Below are 22,409 nucleotides of genomic sequence, written 5' to 3' on the forward strand. Positions count from 1 at the left end.
CTTACCGGCTTACTAGACCACGTACATCGGCATCAGCAGGTGCACATCGTGTCCGTATTTCACCATCGCGGGTCCTTTGTCAGATGTTGTCATCATCTTGATACTTGGTGCTGGAGAAAGCGACACGGTATCCCGCAGCAGTGAAGCGTTGAATGCTATCTTTCCGGATCCTTTACCCTGCACCATGAATTCCAATTTATGGCCATCCCCATCCTGTGACCATACCTTCACCCCGCCGCCGCGCTTGGTCTCTAAACGTAGAGGATGCAGCTTGAATTCCTTCTGCTTAATGACCGCCTTCAAGGCGTCCAGCATCTCGCCCCGGTCGAAGGTCATCGGCTTCAGGTTCTTGGGATCCGGATATATCTGCTTGTAGTCGGGGTAAGTGCCTTGTATCGGCCCTGTGCCTATAACGATATCCGGCGTGGAGAACGTCAGGTAATTATCGCCGATGCACATAACTATCTTGTCCCGCTCGAAGGCCTTGAACAGCCGGATGGCTTCACCAGGGATTATGTACTGCCGGGGATCTCCCTTCTTGAATTTATGGGCGGTGGTATACTTGACCCTCGTCGTCGCCATACGGAAACCGTCCGCGGCGCAGAGCTCTATCTCGCCGTCGAGGAACTTCAGACTCATGCCTGAGAGCACGGGTCGCGTGTCTTCAGTCGCCATCGCATAGGCCACCTTATTCACTGCCGGCACCAGCGCCGATATGATGATGGGCTTGGCCTTTTTCATGATGAGCTTGTCCTTGAAATCAGGGAATTCTTTACCCGGCATGATATCGGTGATACACAGCGCCGTGCCCGAAGATATCTCCATCATCTTATCTTTCGAGAGGAGCGTCACGCTGGGCGTTTTCAGCGTATCCAGGAGGAGGAGCACCTTATCCGGGGAAACGCAGCAGCTGTCTCCTTTGGCCACGATCTTGGCCTTGACTTTGGTGGTTATCACCGCCGTCAGATCTGTGCAGGTTAGCTGCAGGCAGCCGTCAGCTGCCGCCAGCAGCACCATTTGCAGGATCGGCAGCGCCGAACGCTTAAACCGCGCCGCCCTCACCGTCTTGAGCGCCGATATGAGCGCTATTCTATTTACTGCTACTTTCAATTTACACCCCCTTTGTTATTTTCCCCTGAAGAACTTCAGGGCTTCATCTTTTGTTGTACCGATCACGTGGCCGCATTCCGGGCAGTCGTATGTGCTCTGTTGACAATCGCACCGCGGCTTATCCGGATAAAACAGCAAGCCAGAGCGCGACGGATACGCTTCCTGCTGACTCGTATACACGGCGTGAAACCTGAGACGATTCAGAATCGCGCCGCAACTTGGACATTTAGGCATACGTCACCCCCTTCCAATTTTATGCAAAGGCGCCGGTGCGCCCCATTCAGCGCTCTCATACTTGGGCAGCGCCGTTATCGCCAAATGAATTAGGTGCTCAATAAAGGCGTGCGCTTCCGACGCCATCCACCCATCGTGCTCGCATGATTGGTAAGAGTAGCAGTTGCAGCACTTTATAACCTGTGTCGGCTCATATATTGGCCACATCATTTGACAGTCGCGCTCATCTATAACGTATGTCTCGCCAACTTCTCCCGGCAGGTTTGCGTAGTCGGCGTCGGGATACCTTGCGCGCACTGACTTTATATTCTCCTGCCAGAGCATGTTAGCGACTCCAATCTGGCTGGATATCTCGCAGCGGTCAAGAGTATGGCGCTCTTCATTCCAATACCATGAGAAATCTCCGCCGGACTTCATCCCGAAGAGTATGGCCGCCTTAATCATATACATGATTTCGTACCTGCTAGTTATAAAACAACTCATAGCTTAACCCTCCTATCTTACATATCGATTGACTCAAATTGACATAAAAGCCGGTTCCGGCAACTATCGCCGTTAGCATATTAGGTTTATAATGTCGCCCACCGTCTTCAACTCTTGCGTCCGGCCAAGTTCAACAATGCGATATCCTGGCGAGTCTTCTTCAAAAGCATCCTTATCTACACTTTTATCAAGGTGCCGGCGCGGGTGCATCCTGCCTTCACCCCACCATTTCTTCATCAGTTTCCGGGCTTTGTTATCAGCGGACTCCGATGTTCTAGCCCAAAATATTCCAGAGGAGTCATATTCATACTCTCCGTCGTGCTGAATAAATTCAACATAGAACGGCTTCAGCCCGCCCTTTTTCGTCCCGATCGGTGCGTCCGGATTGTACCTCATAGCTATTTCACCCCCGCTTTCTCCTTCCTTCTGAAGGTTATGCCGTAATGCCCCTGACAGGCGCGGCAATATGTGTCACTCCTATCTCCGCCACACTCTGTTATCTCTCCCGTTTTTTGGTTCTGCCAAGCTCTGATATCAACGTCGTCCGACCCACAGTTATCGCAAGTCGCAATCTGCTCCTCGTCCACGGCGTCGGACAGCGCAAGCAACATCGACTCCCTGGCGCTCTTTGCCACGCGTTCAGACCCGAACATATGAGCGCCATCCATCATCTGGAAGACACACTCGCATACTTCCAGCGCTTTGCCCTCTTTGCAGGCGTCAATGAGCGTCTTGAAGCGAAAATACCAGGAATTACCTCTCTTATTGTTAGCCATCGTTGTTGCCCCCTTCTGAACAATCGTCAACGCTTTGAATACCGTCACCTTCCCATTCCCCTTCGACTTCAGCATTACAAACAGAACACCGATAGTCAGATTGCTGGGGGAAAATGTCGGCGGGTTCATACCTCTGAAGTTTGTCATCCCAGACATACTCGTCGTCGTCTCGGTGCATGTTGACGGTATCGATTTCACCGCAGTTCGGACACTTTATCTTGCCTGCCATTCAGAACCCCCTTTAACATATTCAGTGGCACATTACACCCCTTCTAAACAAAAGTAGCGGACAACGAACCGCTGCCCGCTACTTAAATATCCACCAGCCCATGGAGCTTACGCGGCACTCGCCACTGTCCGTAATATCTGATAGCTGGCGGCTATTACCACCTATACTATTAATTTATATCTAGGGCTACGATAACGCCCTTGTCCTTCATGTCCTCTAACTCGGCTTTTAACTCTTTGTTCTCGGCCTCGGCATCCTCATCCACTTCAGCGTTATCATCGTCAATAATGATGGCTTGGAGCCCTGTCCGCCCGTACACATCATCGACCACGCCGCCGGAGACACAGATATAGATTTTCTCGACAGGATAAACATTGCCGACTTCGACACCGGCATAAATCGAGCTTCGCCGGAAGTTATCAGTCCATTTCTTATCGCACGCATTGCAAGTCATGTTTTGACTAGCTATTTCGCCGTCAACCTCAATAGAACCGCCTTCTATCTGGTCACTCTCACAAAAGGGACAATTTGCACCGCCGCTTTCGATATAGTCACCAACTTGCTCCGATGTTAGACTGCACTTTTTAGGCATAGGTCACCCCTTCTCCTGTTTTGGTTTTATAGGTATTATCTTCAATACCCGCGAGACCACAGTATTGGGTACAGGTTGCTCTACTTTTCGACCTGTGACGTGGTAAAAGAAGTCCTGCATATTCCTGCGCGTCTTGTCGGTTACCACCATTCCTAAATTATCATCCACAGTACACCCCCTGTTAAAAACCTAATTCATGCGCATTAATAGCGTCAGTTTCCTCTTGAGTATACGGGTAGAACTCCATCTCGGTCATAAGATGCAGGCGGTCAACAATGACCTCTTGCACGGCTTCCCGCACGATGTCTATAATCTCCATATCGTGCTCTATCTCTTTACCAGACAGCTCTCTGAGCAGCTCCTCAATGGCGCTTTCTACACAGTCCTGCCTGTCAATCTGGTTGGATGTCAGCTCTTCTGCCACAGCACACCCCCTTATTTAGTTATAACCAGCTCGCTCGTCTCTTCGAGATTATACCCTCTGTTGTGGAGCTCATTCTGAAGGGCTGTGAGTAATACCATGTCTCTCGGATTGTAACACTCCAACTTGTAGATAGCGGAGTACATCGCTCGCGCTTCAGACTTCAGCTCGGCATCAGTCCGAATCTTGGCATATTGGTCATAGGTAATAACCGACATGAATATCACCCCCCTTGAATCGGCCTATTCGTTGAAAGCCCGCCCACCACGTCAAGGTCAGGCCGTCGGGCAGGGATGTAGGGGGATGTCCCCCAGTTAAAGAGAGTCCCCCATTGTCAAGGGCAAAGCCCTAATATTTACGCATAGTCCACCCCCTTTTTATACGCCAAGTTGTACGCTGCGCCCGGGCGGATCCGGCAGGGCGCACGGTCGATCCGATCTATTGGTGTTCTTGGTGGGTCGCGAGCCCGCACTTCCCTTCTCACTTTTGCCGAGTTTATGACGGTATAGCGACCACGCATAGCAGTCGCAAACAGTCGGTCTCGGTCTGGTGATACCTGGTGCTTGAACCAAGACACCCCCTGCGAGCTAATAGCCCACCCGCTACCGCCATCGACTATATGCCAGTGACCAGGCCTGATGGCGGCAGACGGCGTGCGGTTAGCTGCCGATGGCAACTGCGCCGATTACCTGGTACTTCTGCCCCGTAGCTGGGTCGATAACCTGCCCGAAGAAGCCCTTCTTGCCCGTGCTGAAGGTCTTCTCATAGGCGGCGGTCACAACGAGCTGGTTAATCCCCAGACGCTGTGCTTTCGGCTTGTCTTCTGCTTTCTTCGTTGGCATATAACACCCCCTTATTAAATTCTTGGCCTGATAGGCCTACTGCTGGGCGCAAAGCGCTCAGGCGGCAGTGAAGACATTACATCTTCTGCCCCGTTCTACGCCTTGTGCCCAGAGATAGGGTATCAGCAAGGCTACGCCGCACAGCGTGCAAATAGCGCCTTCATCTTCTTGATTTGGCTCCTGTCATACCCTTCACAATACTGATTGAGGTTGACCGTGATACCCTTCGGAAGGGTATCAGGATTTTTAAAAACACGTTCCGCATTGTACATCTGAGAACCACCCTGTTTCTTCACGGGCTTGAGCGCAATCACGACGCCCCGATAAGTGAGGTACTTGTAAACCTCGTCCTTGCCGGATCTCGCCCTCTTCTGCGCTTCAATCTGGTCACTGCATTGTTTGCAGTATCCAGCTTTAACGCCCATTGCAACTGGGCGGGACTCGCAGATGATACACTTCCTTCGTTCTCTCATCGCGAACCCCCTTATTCAATTTTAGTGTTCTTGAACCTGTTGAAAGCCTTAACCGAAGTCAAGGCCTTCCGCAGTGCCAAGAATGACACAGCGCCCCCTAATCATCAGAGGGGGACTGTCTCACGATACAGAACCTAATGAAAGTCCTTTGACCGCTTGAGCACGACCGTCTAGGACTGCTAAAGACGGGTACTTCCCTTATCGGTCGGGGTCTTAAGGGCTTGCTACCGCCCACGTCTACTCCGTTTGTCCTATACTCACTGTGAACCCTACAGAGCCTCTACATGAGGGTATAGGAGCGAGTAAAGGGCTTCGCAGACCGCACCCCATCCTCTTGGTTGGTGGGGGAAATCCACCACAGCCGTATAAGGGCGCATCGTGCCCTATCCCTACCGCTTTAAGGAAGGGTAGAGGATATGTACCACTCCTCGACGTTTTAGCGACTCGTCGTGCGTCGGGTCTTTTTGTTGATTTAGGCCAACAAGTCCCCGTGTCTTAGCCGTTTCGCATAGTACCAGCCTATACGCACGTGCAGGCAAGCAACACGGCTACCTGCCTATACCTAGTCCTTATCCCCGCCGGCGCAGCTCCACCGTAGAACCCCTAGATAGGCATCAGGGTTGCGATCGGCGGGTGTCCCAACGTATAGCCCCAGGGTTAGCATGAAGTCCTAAGTCCCCCGTCATAGAGACCAGCCCGCAGGTGGTGACATTCCGGGCTTAGGATCGTCGTCCCCTGGATCAAGGGACGATGGGATGAGACTCTTGAGCCTAACGGCTCATAGATGGCTATATGCGTTGCAATTGATTCACTTACGCCTATCCCTATGGGATAGAATGCCTTAATTAAGATTTGCGCAAGCTATCAAAGGTCGCATATAGCCATCTATCAACCGATAGACGTTTGCATTGCTCCTATACTACATATCGCAGGAGCATAATCGACATAATAAAGCGGTAGTCCTATTGACTACCGCTTCACTATACCGTTTTGTGCCGTCTACTATACCTATCGACTAGGCATAATTGACATAAGTGCTATACTCTGTGAGTATATTCGGGCGTGATGCAATCCATCGGCGCATTATGCTTTGTTCTAGTTTGGAAGTCGCATATCCAGACAATCTCTTATTTACGATGGACTGTATATGCTTTGGTAGTTTGTTATATAGCAACCTTGCGTCTATACGTGCTTCACACTCTATTTCCCCCATAAGCAATTCCGAGTGATATGCCATGCGGTCGATAGCATCTTGACCGTAGTTTCCGCCGTCTTCTGCATCCGCCATACGTTCAATAGAATCTAGGTTGTATTGGCTATGTAGTTTGAAGGCCTTCCAAAAATCCTTCCAATCACATCTAGCTATAGCGTAAGCCAATTTCTCATCCTTTACACGTTTTGTTAATAGTGTAAGTGATAATTCTTGCATTAAGTCGGCGCGTTCCTCCTTCGGCGCTTTGCGACTGAAGATATACGCATATTTGAGCGCTATGCGTTGTTCTCTTGGGAGTTTGTTTATCTGCTGTAGAAATTCGTTGACGTGTCCTTCGAATTCCCCTTCAATTTGTATAGCACTGGAAAGCATTTTTGCTATGCTTCTATAGGTTGTATCGTGCTTTTGGATTGCCTCCGGTTGTGCTTTGAAGGCCGTTTTTAACTCTGTTTTTGTTGCTTTGCGACTGATAACCTTGCTATTCATTTTGATACCCCTTTTTTTAATTTTTGATACGTTCGAACCTGTATTCAATTGTGTTTTCCGTCGGAGCACCTCCCATATCAAAAATATTACATCGTATTTCGTGATAAGTCAATATACTTCAAAGTATATGATTCGATATATCGAATAGCTATATAAACGGATTTCCGACGAATTTTAGAAACGTGGGGCAACGTACACAAAAAAACCGCCACATATAGCATGGCGGATACTGTATCGGCTATTCTCTATGCTCTGAGGTAGGCTACTTGTCCAGTTGAGGGGGGCGCACTCCTGTTATACGTATAGTGTGCTTTTTACCAGGCGTGACTATCTTCGTGTTGAAGGGGCAGGTGTCTACGGGCTTGATCTTGCGCTCCATCGCCCGGAGCCGGGTGTAGTAGTCCGGGAGCTCGTCCAGGTGGCGGAGGGCGATCTTCGCTATTCCGATATGATCGTCCGGGGCGAGGACGCGGTAGCGCGGATCGTCAGTGTGCTCAGTCTCAACCTCCAACCCCTGGCGGAGCTGATCGACATCGACCATCTTCCAGTCTACGTTCAACTGGTCGCCGATCCGCCGGGCGTCCTCCGTGGTGTACTTCATTTTACTAGGCTCGAACGGCGCTGCTGTAATAATAGATAGCACCGTCTGTTGTGACTATCGCTTTGCCCTGCTTGACCAACTTTATAACGATATCCCCGTTACAGAGTGTTTCCAGTATATCGCCGCCGCCGCCATATTTAATGGCTCTTTCAAAAGTATCACGCTGTTTTGGGAATTGCACCCAGGTATCACCCTCTTTTTCAAAACCACATTCAAGCGCTAGTTTTCCCAGCGCTTCCATCCCCTCGCGGTGTATTTGTGTTTCAGGTGGTGAGTATTCTTTGATATGTTTCTCGATAGCTCCGAGAAAACCCGGCCATATAATCTGACATACAGGATCTAGATTCTTTACTCCCATAACTCACGCTCCGTATTTCTTCTTTGGATCAGGGATTATTCTCCCATGAAGATCTTTTTGAGCTCTACCTATTAACTCTCGTTTCCCAGATCTCCACTCCGCGCCGCAAACCTTCATCCGGGCGGCGGCTTCCTCCCTGCCATGTATGTTTCCGGCTTTCATGCACTTCGAGACAAAGAGGTTATAAGGCGTCGGCGCCCGCTTCTCCCCGCCCCGCCGGCTGCGCGCCCCCCCAGGTACGCGGCAGATCACCACGCCGGCGCGGTCCGGACAGTCCGGGATCCCGGCCAACGTTTCCTCGAGATCCGGAACCTTCTCCAAGATGATCCCCTTGATCGTTTTACCCAGGCATGGTACACATTTAGCTACTACCATAACCGTCCTCTATCTCTTCCACCTTCTCTTCTTTACGCGCGTTCCAGGCGTCAAACACAGCTTTGACACTCAAGAATCCTATGGCCATTGCGGCTCCCGTGGCAATCGTTCTGACAAAATCTTTAACAAACATCGCTGGCCTCGTTCTATTACATTGTAATACATCAGGGTATTTTGTCAACTTAAAACAAAGAAGCCGCCCTGCCGGCGGCCTCCTCGCTTGCTTGGTCAGTAAACGTCAGGAGCTATCCCTGGCGCATAACTCGGGTTTAACAGTGACTTTCATCTTCCGGCTCCGGATCCGGCGGACCACAGACGCAGCGCTCTTCACAATATCTTCCTTTAGGAGGAAGACGCCATGCAGGCCGCCGGCGATCCCCGCCAGGACGGGCCCGGGCTCCCGCCCTGTGAAAGCCATGCCGATGAGGCTGAGATCGATTATCAAGATGAGGAAGAGCTGGAAACGGAGAACCATAAGTTTGATTCTGTCATCCATAGAATCCTTCTTTATAGTAAGGGTGGGATAAGGTCCTTCCCCACCAGGCTTACAGGTCGCATTAGGACCGTTGCCCCCTGCAAACCAAGCCCTACGGGCTAGATTACGGGCATGCACCACCACCGAGACGTTCAGTGGTGGTGCACGGCGTGTGTGTGGGAGGCTAACCCAGACACTGGCGACGGTTTAAGTCTACACTATCACCGCGGCGGAATCAACCTGCCAGTCACCCCACCAAACCCAGAAGGCCCTAGCGGCGGCATCATCCTCGCAGCCTGCGGCCTGGTCGCGGCCTGCGTCAGCGCGTTCTGCATACCCATGGTCAGCAGCTGCAGCATTAAGGTCATCTCGAGTATCCCCTTACCTTCAGGACGAGTTATATTGTAGCAATGAACTTCCTCATCATCATCGTCCTCTTTTAATACGATAATGATAGCCCTGATATATTCCAGGTGTTCTACTTTCTCCGGCTGCGCTTCGTCCGCGTGGATATCGATGGCCAGAGTGACTTCTTTATTCGTCTTTTTTATAAAATCTCTATCCATCCATAGATCGCTATCAAGACACTCTCTTATGGCGCCCAACGCCTCAGTAATAGACATCCCCAGCGCCACCATCCCGCAATCGCCATTCTTGTTCACAGTCACCATTAACGCGCGATCGCCAAGGATATCGCCGGAGTTGACCACCTCAAACTCTGGTTTTTTAAGATCTCCTTTTACCTTTTTTAACTGCCATGTAATTTTTACCATCACGCCTCCTTCTACATCTATGGTCCTTTAACTATAAGAGATACTGCCTTCATCTGCCCGGCCAGGACGCCGGCGCTCAACTCCATGTTCTTCACAACCACCTTTGCCTTATTCTTTATATCACGATCGCTTGTCTTACGGGAGATCTCGCGATAGGACTGTGCCTGGTGGTTTATAGTATTCAGTTGCTCCTCGATGCTGGTCCGCAGCCCTTTCAGCGCTTCAATCATGTCGCGGTCGACCTCGAACTGCAATGTTGTTCTGAGTGTTTTTCTCTCATGCCTACCATTGAACTCACGCGGCCTGCCTTTATAATCCGGGAAGATGAGGGCATCGATATCGTATTTTTGACGGAGGGGACAATATTTACAGGCTGCTTCGCCCGTTCTGCTATCTATTATCCAGTAATGACCGCCACCCGAGTTCCCAGGACAACCTGCTGGCATCTCGCCCCCTAAGTGGTTTTCTTCTTGCTCTGTTTCCTCTTCACTTTTGTTTTCTCCTCCACCTGGCCGCTAAGAAGTGATTCGTTGATATTATCTACACGTACCCGGATAACGTCGACGACGTTTTTATACTGCTCGCTGCGCGGATCCGTGATATCCCGGTAGTCCATCACGCCAGGCGCCTCTTTGCTTTTGTGCCCGGGCTTTGTACCGCGCGGCGCCGGCAGGCGCCCGCCGAAAGTCTGTTCAAAGAACTGCAGCTCCGGAGACGCCTCCAGGAAGTTTTTATATTCGGTCATCATACTACATAGTGGGCAGCGAAGTCGAGTCACCGTCTGCGGCGCGCGCGGCGGCGGGGCCGCCTTGAATCGCGGCTTCTTCTTTGGCAGCTTAACGGGCGGCGCTTTCGGCACAACCCGCGCCGGCACGCCGCCGGTCCGCTTCTTCCTAGTTTGTTTTGGCACCTAAAACTCCAGATTTCTTGTATCCGGCTTACACTTAAAGCATTTGGCACCATTGACCATAATTTCATCTGCCGTCAGTGGTGTAGTACAGTCTTTGCATTTGCACATACCCATAGCCTCCATCATCTTGTAAAGCGGGGTCATTGGATCCTTTGATGGGGCAAGCGGTGGCAGTATCATGGGCGCTACTCCAGTGAACCTTAATGCGTCTCCTATTATAAACTTTACTGCCTCCTCTACCTCCAGCCCCCTCTCACTGGCAAAAATACACACCTTCTCATAAATCTCGTCGTGCAACGATAGCGTCAGCTCTTTCATTCTGCTCTCCTTCCTTAAAACGTAGTATAACTATATTCTCCCGAATGGCGGCTACGGTGGCACTCCTTTATCATTTCTACGCTAATACAACAGCCTATATCGTGTCCCCATCTGAATTTAAAGGCTAATAAAATACCAGATGGCGTTAAATATACACAATCTGTGATACGAAGCCAACCTTGGCTTTTTACATAATCTGCCAGTTCGCCTAAAGTCAAGTCGCTCACTGTTCCTCCTCATTTTTCGGTTATTAGAGACTTACCACATCTTGGACACTGCGTTAGTGGCAGAACGACCAGTTTATATGGCATAGGGCATTTTATACTATCACAACTCATCATATCTTTTAATGTTGCTAACGCCTCCTTATCTACTTCCCAGTATTCTTTAACATATACACACCCAAATATCATACATATCAATTTTTTTAACATTTCTAATCCTCCCATACCTTCAAAAAGGGGTGCTCCGCAAACACCTTGTCGTCGATATTATAGTCTTCCCCCGAGATCTCGCGCGTCACATCGTCCATGCCGACAAATTGCGTAGCCATGTACCGCTGCGCCATGGTCGAGGCTCCCCACCTAAAGAATTTCTTCACCTCGAGCTCGGAGCAATACCTGCCGACCAGCGTGACCAGCGTGCGCCGGATCGAATGGAATCCGGTGCCGTCGATGTGCGGAACGCCGGCGGCCTCCTCGATCGACAAATATATTCTGGTAACCATGTCCTCGCTGCGGCCCGGGAAAGGGTATTCCTGGATCCACGGAACGATCTCCCCGGGTATCTTATGCCAGCGCTCCCGGCCATGCTTCAAAGTCTTTACCAGCAGCAGGCCGCTCCCCAGGTCAATGTCTGCGATCTGCGTGCCGGCCAGCTCACCGCGGCGGTGGCCGTATGTCGTCGACAACGCGAGGAATGCCGCCTGCTCCGCTGTAAGCTCGCCGGCATGAGCAGCAGTTATAAACTTCTTTATTAGCTCCGGGTGCATCGCCGGCGCGTAAACCTCGCTTTCGCGGACCCGGGGCGTCTCATTGCTGCGGAACGGCCACTCGAGGCCGTTCACGATGAAGAAGCGGCGCAGCGTGCGCCACTTCAAGTTGATACTGCTGTCCGCGTAGTCCTCTTTGTGGAGGTAAGCTATATACGCCATGACCGCGGCCCTGTTCGGCTCGCGGTACTTTATCTTCTCCAGGAAGTCCCTACAGAAGCTCACCAAAAGGCCTTTCGTATGCTCGTCGCTGGAAAGCGAGTCGCTATACTTCTGCAGCATATTCTCTTTTTGTGTTTTAGTTAACATCTCTTCCCTGTCTTAAACAATAAACAGTGTGATACCACCGATATAATAATAACCTTTCCCTAGGCCCTGGAAACATACTATCAATCCATCTGTAGTCAAACCAAACACTTGTTATAGATCGAGCAATTTTAGAAAGGTTGCCAGATTGCGTCATTGCGGCGTTTCTCTTCGCCCTCCTAGTAACCTGTAATATCTTTGAAAAATCCGACTTATTAAACATATCAGCTCTCCTTCACCGCGCGCAGCTCTATGCTATAACCACCATCGAGCCCCTCCCATATGGCCGCCGACATCTTTTTTCTCTCAGTAGAATATACCGGCGTCAGCGGGCCGGCCCGCTTAAGGTCAAGGTACGTTACCAGCTGCGCCAGATCATCGAGGGTATTAATCGCCATTTCTCTTTTTTTAACACTGCATGGTGTCTCCGGAAATTTCAGTGTGCGCGGGTCCTCTTCCATAACATCGACAAAACCTGTTCCATGACAAAAGTTACATACGTTTATAATTTTCCCTGTTCCGTGGCATAACGGACATTGTTTCAGCATTACGTTAACCTCCTATTTATCCAACACCAGGTCCACGCCAGGCCATAAAGCGCCAGGCCGACGACCGCAACTACCATACACACAACGCATATAGCCAGCCAGCGCAGGTCCTCCTTCATACTATCGGCCACTCCTGTCTCAGGCTATCGACACCAAGGAGCGGCTTCAGGTTATCTTTCAAAAAGAGCGCTACACTCTCGTTATCGGTAGCATGGAAGATCTCGAGGACGCTTTCCTTAGACGGCGGCCTATAAGGCTGCGTCTGGGCTCCTATAATTATCCAGGATATCCGGCCCAGCGCAAGCGCCGTGCCGAACCAGTCCATCTGTGTATGCTTGTCCCACTTCAAAAGAGGCTCGAGGCTCAGGAACTTCACCGGGGCGACTACCGACGCGAGCTCCGCGCAGGCCGTCAGCAGCTCGTCCTCACACGTCACACTAACGCCGACCCAGCAGTTATCCGGGAAAGGGGACCAGCGGTTTAGGTTTTGAGATTGCTTTGTGAGAGTGATAAATGTCTGATCCGGACATTTCTTGACGGTCCTTAAAACTTCATAGGTCCAATTCTCGTAATTATCCGCGTAAAGCTCTCCCATGGAGCACACGAATATCTTTCGACCTTTTTCCTTGAGGTAGAAAGGGGCCGTCAGTCTGTCTACATGTATGGTCGGCTCGAAGCCGCTGGGGAAGGAAGGAGTACCACGGAAGCGCTCTGCGATCCGCCTGGCGTAGCAATAAGGGCAGCCGTTAGTGCAACCGGTGATGGGGTTCCAGGTGCAGTCACACCACTCGATTTTTGTCCTATTTATCCCGCGTGGTAAAGAACGCATTAAGTCTCTTCCCTTCTGAAGTCGTGTGAAGTCGCATACCTATCGAGATCGTCCTGAGCTTCCTTTTCTGTTGCCCGGATCGGCAGCGCTTGGCTCTTTAGCCGGTGCGTGCCTTTCGTGTATGGGTGCTTTTGATATAGCGTCATCCACTTGTCATCCCTGCAGCTGATTCCTGTACTTACAAAAACGAGTCTGGGTGGATTCTCTGGGGTGTAATATCTAATTCCTACCATAGTAGCCTCCCTTCACTTGACAAAGCCACGATACACGATTATAATCCCCTTGTCAATATACCATTAGGTATATGAACGGGAGGCTAAAATGCGGTTATTGAAACTACGAAGAAAGCTCGGTGAGTTCATGTTCCCCAACCTCACCAATATGGTTAAAACTCACGATGAGATGACTAAACTACAGGAACAACTACAATCCCTCCTTAGTGAGATAGAGAAAGCGAAACGTGAAATTCAGGCTTCGGGTAAAGATATTATTATTAAAGGCCCAGTCGTTTTCCTCGGCAGCATCGCAGCCTGTCAGGTTAAACTCCAGCCGGAAATCCATCAGAAATTTGTGCTGGGCCAGGTAGATTTGCAATCACTTCTCTCAATGAATGGTTCTCACCAAACCGTAACCAATTCTGTATTCGAGAACGACTCTAAAAAGACGGCTTCAGTAGAAGTGTTTATGAAGGAGAAGAAAATAGATGCTTAACAACATGAATATCAACAGACTGAAACTCGCTATGATCCTCCTCCGCTTCCATGTGATAAAGTCTTTTGAGTTGGCCGAAACCGGAGAGATCCGTTTTATCTGGCCGTGGATGTGGTAGAATACAAACGGGAGGCAGGTAATGGAAGAGAACAAAGATAAAGCCACTGGTAAGGGAGAACCGGACAACCTGGCGGACCGCGCCGCGGACATTCTGGACAATGTAGAGCGTTCCGGGATAATATCTACAGGGAAGCAATTTTTGCGATCGTTAGGTAGGTTGTTCGGTAATGGCGAAGAAGAAACCACGAAGGACTAAAATCGACGACGTAAGCGACGGGCTGAAGATCTTCAACGATTTTATCGATTCTTTAACAAAGAACGCGCCGCAGATCGCCGATACCATGCAGCGGATCTTCAACTCCTTCGGCGCTCCCGCGCAGGAGCAGCTGCCGCCTCCTTATGAGCGCCGCTTTAATATCATACCGCCGGCGCCGCCGGCATCGATATCGCCATACGAGCTCTTCGGGCTGCGGCCCGACGCTCCCCAGGACACTTTCAAACAGCGTTACCGGGACCTTATGAAGATATACCACCCGGACACCGGCACGCAGAACGACGCCATGGCCAAGCGGTTAAACGCCGCATGGGAGATGATAAGGAAAGATAAAGGCTGGACGTAATGCCGAAGAAAACTTTAAAACAACTTCTGTATGAGGTTGATCCGGATCTTAACATCGTTTCGAATTCCCAGCACCGGCACGGATCAGGTGCGTTCCCCCTGCCGCCATCCGTCCAGGAGCTCTATAACATCGCCGAGGCCCAGGAGAAGCGCCTTGAGCGCGTAGAGCGCATACTGAAGTTGATACCTGAGAATGTTATAGAAGAGATCGATACCCAGGGCGAAGACGACCTTTCTGGAGAAGAGCCGCAGCGCATTCTCGCGCAGTTGCGATCTCTGGAAGAGCGCAAGGGGATCACTATACACAATAGGATAAAGATTAGTAACGTGGTGCTTTCTATTATAAATAACGACTGCCGGTGCCTGAGACCTGAGAGCTTCGGGCGCATCTGCCCATGCGACGATCCGTTGGCCAACGGCTGCAATTTTTTTAATCCTCGGAGGTAGGTTGTTCTTCGGCCTGGTCCTCCGGCGGCAGATCGCACGTGATAACCACAACTTGCTGCTCTTCATCGATACCCAGCTTACACGTTTTCCCATTGTATTTCGCTGTGGGCACCGCGTCGACGCCGGCCTCGCCGATCTCCCGGAATCCTTCGTCGCTCGTCACGTCAATGAGGTCGACCGGGACATCACCCTCGATATTGGACTCAAACCGGCCCTTATTGAGCAGATCTACCGCCTGGTGGCACGAATCGCAATGAGGTGAATGATAAACCTTGATTACCTTCTTCTCAGACATAGCCTCCCCTTTCCGCTGCTTATAAAACTCAGGGACACACGTATTCATCTTTTCAAGCAGCTCGCTTCTGGTCATCCCTTTACGGATCCCGCAGGCCTCCGCGGCGTCCTTCATCAACTTCTGTTGGGAAGTTAGCTCGTAGCTAGACGGCAGCCTGTGTACAGAAAATCCCTTTTTACCTCTTGTCTCACTCACGACATCATTATAACAAAATAAGACGAGGGGTCAAACCCCTCGTCTTATGTCCTATTCTACTGCCTCACCGGCTGTCTATTTAAAACTTGCCCGGGATGCAGGTGCGCATCGCTGTTACCAGCGCGGCGCGGCTCATGCCTTTCTTGATCCCGCAAGCGGCAGCGGCGTCGCGGACCTTCCGCTGGGCCGAGTTGATGGGATAGGGCTTCGGGTTTGCAGCGATAACCATTCCGGCATGCTGCTTGGTCATAATGCCCTCGAGTTTATGTGCCCTGGGGCGGGACTTCAGATAACCAACGGACCTGAAACTTGTGATTATCATTAGAGCGCTCCTTCTTTTATTTACTCCTGTAACCCCGGAGTGGTGGTGGCCTTATGCCTAGATGGCCGTCTGCCTACCCGACCTTTACACCGCCATTATCCTGTACTTCGCTGTGAATGTCAATACAGTTCCACGCCTTGCATCTTTTACACTTCACCACCATACAGCCATCGATAATAGCGTAAAGCGCCAGGACCCGCCTGCAACCGCCGCACTTGAATTCCACCAGGGGTATATTCAGTTTATCCGGAGCTTCTATCTTTACTACCTGCGCGCTTGCTGCTTCTACTATAACGTCTGATTTCTTCTCATCTCCCACGTTAGCCTCCTTTAGCTATGTAGCCTCCTTTAGCTATGTGCCAGCTGCATGCCGAAAACCTGCATCCTGTAACCCTCGCGCAACTTCTTGACATCGGCGGCCAGCTGCAGCAGATCGTCCGGGGATTGCAGGTCGCTGAGCCGGTGCCTGATGGTCCTGGAGTCCTGAGTCATGGCGGAGATGATATACTGCTCTTCCTCCGGGAGCGCCGCTATCTTATCCGGGGCGGCGTCGACGCGCTCGAAAGCGTTGAGCTCGTCCTCCGCCAGGCTGATCCGCTTGACTACCTCGGGATCGGCAATATCGGAGGACCGTGCGAAGCGCATAGCCTCCGCCAGGAGACCGCTCACTGTGGAAAAATGGTCATTACCGCACGGAATGCACGCGCGGCCAGCGGCGCTAAGCTGTGACGTGCCGGCGTGGGGTGCGGTGTCATCTTCAAACCCGGGCGCCGGCGCGGGCCCGGCCATAGCGGACACGGCGGCGTCGATCGGTTTTTTACCACGGATAATATTAAGGCCGAACTCTTCGTTTAGATCGCCGCCGTTGACGGCCTGCTCCACCTTCGCGGCATGTTCGATCGCAGAGTCGTACATCTTTAAACTGGCACGATTTCTCGCCCGGACGGTAAACTCAGTTATGATGGTATCTATGCCCATACCCAGGACATTTACACAGAACTTAACTATTGAAGGATGCATTTTATACCTCCCGAAGCCTCTTTGAACATAGCATAAAACCACAGCCTGGTCAAGGCCGCAGGGGGTGTGCATAATATGTGCATAACTCTGTGCAAAACTCCCGGAAGGCTTTTCACCCAAAAACTTTTACACAGTCCACCCGGGCCCCTGAGTTATATTTCTGCACAAACTCTGCACAAACTCTGCACATTTTTAAGTAACTTATGCACATATTATGCACTTCGTGTGGTTCGCACTATGTTGTTTTTTTTCTAAACTACGATTGTGGTTCGCACTATGTTGTTTTGCTATATCTTCGTAAAATGGCTATTTTTGTTACCAAAAATCTTATAGACATAAAGTAGTATAATATGTAAAGTTATAATCGTGAGAACTCCATTACATAATATTTTCCACCAACCACAACACCAAACCCCTTATTATTATGACTTACATTTCATGTTATATATCGCTATCTGATACTTCGTAATTGTAATGTAGTGCTAATAACAGGGGGTGTGCATAACTTAAAAAACTGGTAAAACTTGACAAATTTAATCTAACTGTTTATTCTGTTGCCAGTGAAAGGAGGCTAATCATGACGAAAGTTAATGTGCTCCCCGGGCCTTCAAACCCCTCAAAAGAAGAAAACCTCAAATTTATTGAGTCTGGCGCCAGCCAAAATAAAAGGAGCCAAAAAAGTAGTCTCAAAAAGGAGCCAGAAATAACTCCAGAGCGTATACTTGTATGGCGGTGTTTATGCAACGCCGAAAGCGACAGGTTCGGCAAGGACTACATAGCTCACATCAGGGAAGCAAAAGAAAAAGGCGAGAAGGATAAGCATAAATGGCGGCTGGTCGACGCCGAAACAGGAGAGGTTCTGGCCGACAATATGCGGCAGGCGAACCTCCTCGGTCTATCCGCCACGAAAGTAGCTCACCCCCCCCAGCTCGCCTGGGGCAGCGGCCAGAAGAATAAAGATGAGGATAAAGAGGAAAAACCTGACTGGAAGCCGAGATCGCCGCTTGTCGCAAAGTGGGTCGCGGCCACCGATGAGCTGCCCGCGGAGCTCCTCCTTCTTTATAAACTATTCTGTGATAGATGCGTAGCCATGGGTATGGAGCCGCCCAGCCGCGGAGAGTGGATAACGCAGACAATAACACAGTTTTACCTGGAACACGCCAAAGACTTCGACCTAAGAGGGATGGCCGGCGAGTTTTGCGTTAAAGTATGTGGAGGCAGTGAGAATGGACAAAGATAATAAAAAAGCTACAGTGAGTGATGTTATACCCTTCAGGCCGGTAGGCGGCGATAGCAGCGATCAGCCGGCACTAAAAAAGAAGGTAACCGCCGATGATATATTGGCGAGCCTAAACGAACAACTTGAGATAGCAAAGATCGGTAAGATCGGGCAGGCGATGGGCGCGTTTGATTCGCCTTATTCTAATAGAGTGGCGTCGTCGGTCGGAGAGAATAACCTCGAGCAGCTGGCAAAAGTCGGCAATATGCTCGGTATCGACTTTACCAAAATAAGCGAGATAAGGCAGAGGGAAACCGAGGCTTTGCGCTCCGAGTTGGATCAAGAACGACGGGCTAACCTCGAGATGAGGTTAGGCACCATCGACAGCGTAGTGGCTCGCATGTACGAGACTATGCAGGCCTTCGTTAAGAGCCAGAATGAGGCTAGAAACAATTCCGGGGCGTCCGGGTTGTTTGGCCTGGCCGACCAGGTAACAGGTAACGCCTTGACCACGGCAGCGGTCAATAAGCTACTTAACCTGGATCAGGCGGCTACAAAACCCAAGGATCCGGTAGATGAGATATTAGACAGATTATCGCTTGGAGATAGGTTAAAGAGAGCTTTAGGGGTTGAAGAGCCGCAGCGCACGGCTTTGGATCCCAGTAGTATAGCCAGTATAGGCCGGCTTGAGGTCGCCCGTCTATTATTAGACGATGACCGAGAACGTGAAAGAATGAGACAGACCCAGGATTTACAGAAGATGAAGATGGAGAAGCTCGGCAGCTTCTTCGAGATGGTGCAGAGTTATATGCCTGATATACTTGCAGCGGTCTCTCCAAAAAGGGGCGGCGAAAAAGATGAGGGTGAAGAAACATCTACTGATGTGACGGCGCCGCGGCCTGCCCCGCGCCCTCAGCCTAAAAGGTCTTCAGTGAAACATCAGGAGCCGCCATCTGAACCAGACCGCGCCCAAGCTGTGGTAGCAACCAAGAATACACCGCTCCCTGAGCAATTTATTATCGAAGAAGTAGCCTGTCCACACCCGGGCTGCGGTAAGCCGTTAAAATTCCCTGTAAATATACCTGCCGGCTATGGTGTTGTTTGCCCCCACTGTAATCGGGATGTCGTAAAAGGTCCGGACGCCGAAGCGCCGGTAGACGACAGCGCACCGGATCAGGCCGATGAAAGCAAAGAAAAAGACAGAAAGGGGTAGTTGACGGCCATGGTATCAGAGAACAGTTTTATAACACGCCTGGTAACATCCAGGATAACAAGGCCGATAGCTGAGTTTATTGCTTACTACCTGGGCGCGCTGGAGGCGCAGGAACTCGAGAGACGTATCAATGAAGGGTGGAGTCTTGTGGATATGCTGAAACAGCGACCGCGGGAGGAGCTGCTTCTGGTGGTGGACACGATCCTTGAAGGTTACCCGGATATCAAAAGACGAATAGATAAGTCAAGGAAAGCCGGCGCGCCGGCGGCAAAAAACAAAGGGTTGGAACTACTGGAGAATATCAGTGTAGACAGGTTGATATTTCTGATATCGGATAAGCTGCCGGCACAGGGCGCGGTCCTTGCCAGACACCCAGGATGGGTCCAGGGTGAGCTGAAGTCCGTGGGCACTCTGTTAGTTTGACAACAGCGGATATAAGGCGATATATTTAGGGCGTAGGTGATACCTTCGCCCTATTTTTTTATGTTGGTGATAAGATGGATTATCCTGTTTATGGCAAGCGCTTCGGTAATGAGTACCTCGATATCCGCGAATTCGTGACGCCATTTACCCCGAGCGTCCGGGACGTGCTCGCCGGGATCAGCGCAGAGGGCGACAGGATATGGAACTGCTGGGATTGGGTATGCCATAACATTAAGTATCCGCCTTCATGTAATGATGTACAGGACTTCCACGAAAAAGTCAGCTTCCTTCGCGGCTGCCCCATCATCAGGATGCCGGTGAAACGCTCCAGTAAGATCGATGACTTCTGGGAGCTGCCGTGGGAAACGCTGGATCCACCGCGCTACGGCGACTGTGAAGGGTCGGCAACGGTCCTTGTATCATTATTAAGAAACTTCATGCCGGAGAATGAGGTTTATTGCACCGTCGGCACTTACACCGGGTGGGGACACGCCTGGGTATCGATAGTACAGGGATCTAGCTTCTTTACCCTGGACACGACAATACCAGAAGCTAAAATTGAAGGAGTGAGCGCTGTGGCAGAGGGCGACCCTTACGTTCCATATATCAGGTTTAACGATAAGCTGGTTATAGAGGAGCGGGATGGGTGGCAGGACTTTTGTAACTTCCCGCGTAATAAGCAGGCCAAGATGGATGCATTATACGCGCATTACAGGATACAAAGGTGATTATTACGCCGTAATAACGCGAGGATGGTGAGACATGAATGTATCTATAAGCGATATGCAGGCCCCTGAGACCGCTGGTACAGGTGATGAGATTCGACCCTACTGCACCGTGCATCTGGCGGACGGCGCGCCTGCAGTAGGATTCGGGCTTGGGTGGTATGACGACGTGCAGGGCTCCCAGATTGAGTATGACGGCATAACAATCCTCAGCCCTAACCATGAGGATGAAGTATTGCGTCCCGAGGGAAGGCCGATGCCTAACACGCAGAGCGCGACTTTTAAAGTAGCCATCTTCCTCCCAATCTATAGCGACGAGCTTGGATACAGCGACCAAGAGATCGCCGAGCTGGAGGCCGCAGGGATCCTTTGGATTAGAACAGATGTAACGCAGAGTTTCACGGTGAAAAACACCGATTTTCAGGATATACCCGATGACGGTGATGAAAATGGCGGGGAAGAGGAAGTCGATGGTAGTTTTTGGAAGAAATGGTGGATACCTGTTACCGCAGGCCTGGCGGTGGCCGCGTCCGCTATCGGCATAGGTGTGTACCTGAAACGGAGGTCGTAATGGCAGAAGAAGAGAAAGCACCTGCACCTTCTCCACCCCAGGCGTTTATTATGAGGTCCGCCGGAGGCGGGATTCTGCCTCTTGTTGTCGGCGGCGTTGTGGCCGGCGCCATCATCGGCGGCGTTGTTTGGTTTGTAATGCGCGGCGGCGTTGAGGATCTCACTTATTTTGATATCTCTGTTGAGATAGTGGACCCGGTACTTCCGCGGGGAGGCGTCGCCGAGGTTGAAGTTACAATCACTAATAAATCAGAGTCGGTGCAATCGCCGATCTTGCGCCTGGATATGTGGGGTACCGGCATATTTGAGTCCCCGATCGAGGGGGCTCCCCAGTCGGTCGGAGCCCTGCAGCCCGGAGAAACCGCGAACGTCATAATCAGTTATACGCTGCCGGGGGACTGGGGTCCGGGGAAACAGTTGAACGCACAGCTTATTCTGCTTGGCGTCAGCGGGCCGGTATGGACCGCCAGCGCGGCGTTCGCTATCCAGAGCGATACAGGGGACACGGGCATACTTGAGATAGTTAGTGTGAGGGCCGTTAACCCGTCGCTTGTCGTGGGGAAGGTTCAGCAGGCTCAGGTTGAGGTTATTGTGAATAACAGCACTCAATCGAATCTCTTACGCACGTTCAGGCTGGACTTAATAGCAGAAAATAAATTAACGCCTTATGAAGGTCAAGATAAGTTAATATCTCTACCCGCCGGAGAGCCGACGACATTTACTTTAAGCTGTAACGTACCGATGGACTGGACCGAGCAGCAATCTCCAGTAGCTGCCAAAATACAGAACATTGGAGAAGAAGGACCATTCTGGGGCGATGTGGGCGGCAGTGAAGAATTTGAGATATTTACGCTGTTGAACGAGGGAGCTGATTTCCAGGATACTGAAAACCTTATCATGACCTCAAAGACGCCGGCGAGCGGACTGCTTTCCAACGGCCAGGCGTTTAGTGTAACGATGAATGTTATTTATAAGGGAGGGGGAGCTTTTCTGTTTGGCGCCGGGCTGAAAGATGGCAGTGAGGACGGCGTGTGGGCTACTGCGAATGCTCTACTCCCAAGCTCGAGCGATTGGGCTACTGTGAGCGTGACGATGACAGGAGTGTTCTATTCCACCCTCGGATCAGGTCGTAGCATCGATATGATTAAAGCCGTACAAAAGGTCGGCGGCGACCTGAACATCGGTGGCGGCGGTATGATTAAAGCGGATTGGGACAGGGACGTATTTAAAGTAGCGTAGCTGGAGGA

37 protein-coding genes are annotated in these 22,409 nt (G+C 50.9%); 11 read left to right on the top strand and 26 right to left on the bottom strand.

What is annotated here, in order from left to right; genetic code table 11:
• Nucleotides 1-12: 12 nt before the first annotated feature.
• The 22 genes from PHO67_07910 to PHO67_08015 form a co-directional block, all read right to left on the bottom strand.
• Nucleotides 13-1,110: a DNA polymerase III subunit beta gene (locus tag PHO67_07910; protein ID MDD5547058.1), complete on the bottom strand. Its 1,098-nt coding sequence runs from the start codon at nt 1,108-1,110 to the stop codon at nt 13-15.
• 237 nt (nt 1,111-1,347) lie between these two features.
• Nucleotides 1,348-1,794 carry a hypothetical protein gene (locus tag PHO67_07915; GenBank protein ID MDD5547059.1) on the bottom strand — a complete coding sequence of 149 codons (447 nt, stop codon included), beginning with the start codon at nt 1,792-1,794 and terminating at the stop codon, nt 1,348-1,350.
• Nucleotides 1,795-1,899: 105 nt separating this feature from the next.
• Nucleotides 1,900-2,223, bottom strand: a complete 324-nt coding sequence (locus PHO67_07920; protein ID MDD5547060.1) for a hypothetical protein — start codon at nt 2,221-2,223, stop codon at nt 1,900-1,902.
• A 2-nt stretch (nt 2,224-2,225) separates the two neighbouring features.
• A complete protein-coding gene (locus tag PHO67_07925; GenBank protein ID MDD5547061.1) occupies nt 2,226-2,750 on the bottom strand; it encodes a hypothetical protein in 525 nt (174 codons plus the stop codon).
• Nucleotides 2,751-3,001: 251 nt separating this feature from the next.
• Complete coding sequence (locus PHO67_07930; protein ID MDD5547062.1) at nt 3,002-3,424, bottom strand: hypothetical protein; 423 nt, start codon at nt 3,422-3,424, stop codon at nt 3,002-3,004.
• A gap of 181 nt (nt 3,425-3,605) precedes the next feature.
• Nucleotides 3,606-3,848 carry a hypothetical protein gene (locus PHO67_07935; protein MDD5547063.1) on the bottom strand — a complete coding sequence of 81 codons (243 nt, stop codon included), beginning with the start codon at nt 3,846-3,848 and terminating at the stop codon, nt 3,606-3,608.
• 656 nt (nt 3,849-4,504) lie between these two features.
• Nucleotides 4,505-4,687 (bottom strand): hypothetical protein, encoded by a 183-nt coding sequence (locus PHO67_07940; GenBank protein ID MDD5547064.1) that lies wholly within the window; start codon nt 4,685-4,687, stop codon nt 4,505-4,507.
• A 131-nt stretch (nt 4,688-4,818) separates the two neighbouring features.
• Entirely contained in the window at nt 4,819-5,160 is a 342-nt protein-coding gene (locus PHO67_07945) for a hypothetical protein (GenBank protein ID MDD5547065.1), read from the bottom strand.
• Nucleotides 5,161-6,175: 1,015 nt separating this feature from the next.
• Nucleotides 6,176-6,859: a hypothetical protein gene (locus tag PHO67_07950; protein ID MDD5547066.1), complete on the bottom strand. Its 684-nt coding sequence runs from the start codon at nt 6,857-6,859 to the stop codon at nt 6,176-6,178.
• A 262-nt stretch (nt 6,860-7,121) separates the two neighbouring features.
• A complete protein-coding gene (locus tag PHO67_07955) occupies nt 7,122-7,460 on the bottom strand; it encodes a hypothetical protein (protein MDD5547067.1) in 339 nt (112 codons plus the stop codon).
• A 4-nt stretch (nt 7,461-7,464) separates the two neighbouring features.
• The gene (locus tag PHO67_07960) at nt 7,465-7,818 is read right to left on the bottom strand and encodes a hypothetical protein (GenBank protein ID MDD5547068.1); all 354 of its coding nucleotides are present in this window, start codon (nt 7,816-7,818) and stop codon (nt 7,465-7,467) included.
• A gap of 3 nt (nt 7,819-7,821) precedes the next feature.
• The gene (locus PHO67_07965) at nt 7,822-8,193 is read right to left on the bottom strand and encodes a hypothetical protein (protein MDD5547069.1); all 372 of its coding nucleotides are present in this window, start codon (nt 8,191-8,193) and stop codon (nt 7,822-7,824) included.
• Nucleotides 8,194-8,431: 238 nt separating this feature from the next.
• Complete coding sequence (locus PHO67_07970; protein MDD5547070.1) at nt 8,432-8,689, bottom strand: hypothetical protein; 258 nt, start codon at nt 8,687-8,689, stop codon at nt 8,432-8,434.
• A 200-nt stretch (nt 8,690-8,889) separates the two neighbouring features.
• On the bottom strand, nt 8,890-9,441 hold the full coding sequence (locus tag PHO67_07975) for a hypothetical protein (protein MDD5547071.1): 552 nt from the start codon (nt 9,439-9,441) through the stop codon (nt 8,890-8,892).
• 17 nt (nt 9,442-9,458) lie between these two features.
• Nucleotides 9,459-9,887: a hypothetical protein gene (locus PHO67_07980; protein ID MDD5547072.1), complete on the bottom strand. Its 429-nt coding sequence runs from the start codon at nt 9,885-9,887 to the stop codon at nt 9,459-9,461.
• Nucleotides 9,888-9,895: 8 nt separating this feature from the next.
• Nucleotides 9,896-10,351: a hypothetical protein gene (locus tag PHO67_07985; GenBank protein MDD5547073.1), complete on the bottom strand. Its 456-nt coding sequence runs from the start codon at nt 10,349-10,351 to the stop codon at nt 9,896-9,898.
• Complete coding sequence (locus PHO67_07990; protein ID MDD5547074.1) at nt 10,352-10,669, bottom strand: hypothetical protein; 318 nt, start codon at nt 10,667-10,669, stop codon at nt 10,352-10,354.
• 236 nt (nt 10,670-10,905) lie between these two features.
• A complete protein-coding gene (locus tag PHO67_07995; GenBank protein MDD5547075.1) occupies nt 10,906-11,103 on the bottom strand; it encodes a hypothetical protein in 198 nt (65 codons plus the stop codon).
• A 2-nt stretch (nt 11,104-11,105) separates the two neighbouring features.
• On the bottom strand, nt 11,106-11,969 hold the full coding sequence (locus tag PHO67_08000) for a hypothetical protein (GenBank protein MDD5547076.1): 864 nt from the start codon (nt 11,967-11,969) through the stop codon (nt 11,106-11,108).
• A 221-nt stretch (nt 11,970-12,190) separates the two neighbouring features.
• Nucleotides 12,191-12,364 (bottom strand): hypothetical protein, encoded by a 174-nt coding sequence (locus PHO67_08005; protein MDD5547077.1) that lies wholly within the window; start codon nt 12,362-12,364, stop codon nt 12,191-12,193.
• Between the two features lie 265 nt (nt 12,365-12,629).
• Entirely contained in the window at nt 12,630-13,343 is a 714-nt protein-coding gene (locus PHO67_08010) for a DUF5131 family protein (protein MDD5547078.1), read from the bottom strand.
• Nucleotides 13,343-13,576, bottom strand: a complete 234-nt coding sequence (locus PHO67_08015; protein MDD5547079.1) for a hypothetical protein — start codon at nt 13,574-13,576, stop codon at nt 13,343-13,345. Before PHO67_08015 ends, PHO67_08010 begins: the two co-directional genes overlap by 1 nt.
• 88 nt (nt 13,577-13,664) lie before the next feature.
• Here PHO67_08015 and PHO67_08020 point away from each other — a divergent pair, with 88 nt between their 5' ends.
• Genes PHO67_08020 through PHO67_08040 form a run of 5 tightly spaced genes read left to right on the top strand, consistent with a single transcriptional unit; the run spans nt 13,665 to nt 15,180 of the window.
• Nucleotides 13,665-14,054, top strand: a complete 390-nt coding sequence (locus tag PHO67_08020; protein MDD5547080.1) for a hypothetical protein — start codon at nt 13,665-13,667, stop codon at nt 14,052-14,054.
• Nucleotides 14,047-14,172: a hypothetical protein gene (locus PHO67_08025; protein MDD5547081.1), complete on the top strand. Its 126-nt coding sequence runs from the start codon at nt 14,047-14,049 to the stop codon at nt 14,170-14,172. Before PHO67_08020 ends, PHO67_08025 begins: the two co-directional genes overlap by 8 nt.
• Before the next feature lie 21 nt (nt 14,173-14,193).
• Nucleotides 14,194-14,370, top strand: a complete 177-nt coding sequence (locus PHO67_08030; GenBank protein ID MDD5547082.1) for a hypothetical protein — start codon at nt 14,194-14,196, stop codon at nt 14,368-14,370.
• On the top strand, nt 14,342-14,734 hold the full coding sequence (locus tag PHO67_08035) for a J domain-containing protein (protein MDD5547083.1): 393 nt from the start codon (nt 14,342-14,344) through the stop codon (nt 14,732-14,734). The genes PHO67_08030 and PHO67_08035 overlap by 29 nt, the downstream gene beginning before the upstream one ends.
• Nucleotides 14,734-15,180 (top strand): hypothetical protein, encoded by a 447-nt coding sequence (locus PHO67_08040; GenBank protein ID MDD5547084.1) that lies wholly within the window; start codon nt 14,734-14,736, stop codon nt 15,178-15,180. The genes PHO67_08035 and PHO67_08040 overlap by 1 nt, the downstream gene beginning before the upstream one ends.
• Here the strand turns inward: PHO67_08040 and PHO67_08045 are convergent.
• The 4 genes from PHO67_08045 to PHO67_08060 all read right to left on the bottom strand — a co-directional run bounded on the left by PHO67_08045 (nt 15,164) and on the right by PHO67_08060 (nt 16,637).
• The gene (locus PHO67_08045; protein ID MDD5547085.1) at nt 15,164-15,589 is read right to left on the bottom strand and encodes a thioredoxin family protein; all 426 of its coding nucleotides are present in this window, start codon (nt 15,587-15,589) and stop codon (nt 15,164-15,166) included. The genes PHO67_08040 and PHO67_08045 overlap by 17 nt on opposite strands.
• 160 nt (nt 15,590-15,749) lie before the next feature.
• Nucleotides 15,750-15,992: a hypothetical protein gene (locus PHO67_08050; protein ID MDD5547086.1), complete on the bottom strand. Its 243-nt coding sequence runs from the start codon at nt 15,990-15,992 to the stop codon at nt 15,750-15,752.
• 73 nt (nt 15,993-16,065) lie between these two features.
• Entirely contained in the window at nt 16,066-16,311 is a 246-nt protein-coding gene (locus PHO67_08055; protein ID MDD5547087.1) for a hypothetical protein, read from the bottom strand.
• A gap of 29 nt (nt 16,312-16,340) precedes the next feature.
• The gene (locus tag PHO67_08060; GenBank protein ID MDD5547088.1) at nt 16,341-16,637 is read right to left on the bottom strand and encodes a hypothetical protein; all 297 of its coding nucleotides are present in this window, start codon (nt 16,635-16,637) and stop codon (nt 16,341-16,343) included.
• Nucleotides 16,638-17,589: 952 nt separating this feature from the next.
• On the opposite strand from PHO67_08060, the gene PHO67_08065 reads away from it, so the two are divergent.
• From PHO67_08065 to PHO67_08090, 6 genes are all read left to right on the top strand, one after another.
• Nucleotides 17,590-18,252: a hypothetical protein gene (locus PHO67_08065; protein ID MDD5547089.1), complete on the top strand. Its 663-nt coding sequence runs from the start codon at nt 17,590-17,592 to the stop codon at nt 18,250-18,252.
• Nucleotides 18,239-19,444: a hypothetical protein gene (locus PHO67_08070; protein ID MDD5547090.1), complete on the top strand. Its 1,206-nt coding sequence runs from the start codon at nt 18,239-18,241 to the stop codon at nt 19,442-19,444. The genes PHO67_08065 and PHO67_08070 overlap by 14 nt, the downstream gene beginning before the upstream one ends.
• A 9-nt stretch (nt 19,445-19,453) precedes the next feature.
• The gene (locus PHO67_08075; GenBank protein ID MDD5547091.1) at nt 19,454-19,867 is read left to right on the top strand and encodes a hypothetical protein; all 414 of its coding nucleotides are present in this window, start codon (nt 19,454-19,456) and stop codon (nt 19,865-19,867) included.
• Between the two features lie 74 nt (nt 19,868-19,941).
• Nucleotides 19,942-20,595 (top strand): hypothetical protein, encoded by a 654-nt coding sequence (locus PHO67_08080; GenBank protein MDD5547092.1) that lies wholly within the window; start codon nt 19,942-19,944, stop codon nt 20,593-20,595.
• Between the two features lie 34 nt (nt 20,596-20,629).
• Complete coding sequence (locus tag PHO67_08085; GenBank protein ID MDD5547093.1) at nt 20,630-21,163, top strand: hypothetical protein; 534 nt, start codon at nt 20,630-20,632, stop codon at nt 21,161-21,163.
• Nucleotides 21,163-22,401 carry a hypothetical protein gene (locus tag PHO67_08090; protein MDD5547094.1) on the top strand — a complete coding sequence of 413 codons (1,239 nt, stop codon included), beginning with the start codon at nt 21,163-21,165 and terminating at the stop codon, nt 22,399-22,401. Before PHO67_08085 ends, PHO67_08090 begins: the two co-directional genes overlap by 1 nt.
• The last annotated feature ends 8 nt before the right edge of the window (nt 22,402-22,409 follow it).

It is taken from the genome of Candidatus Omnitrophota bacterium (genome assembly GCA_028716565.1).
Lineage (GTDB): Bacteria > Omnitrophota > Gorgyraeia > Pluralincolimonadales > Pluralincolimonadaceae > Pluralincolimonas.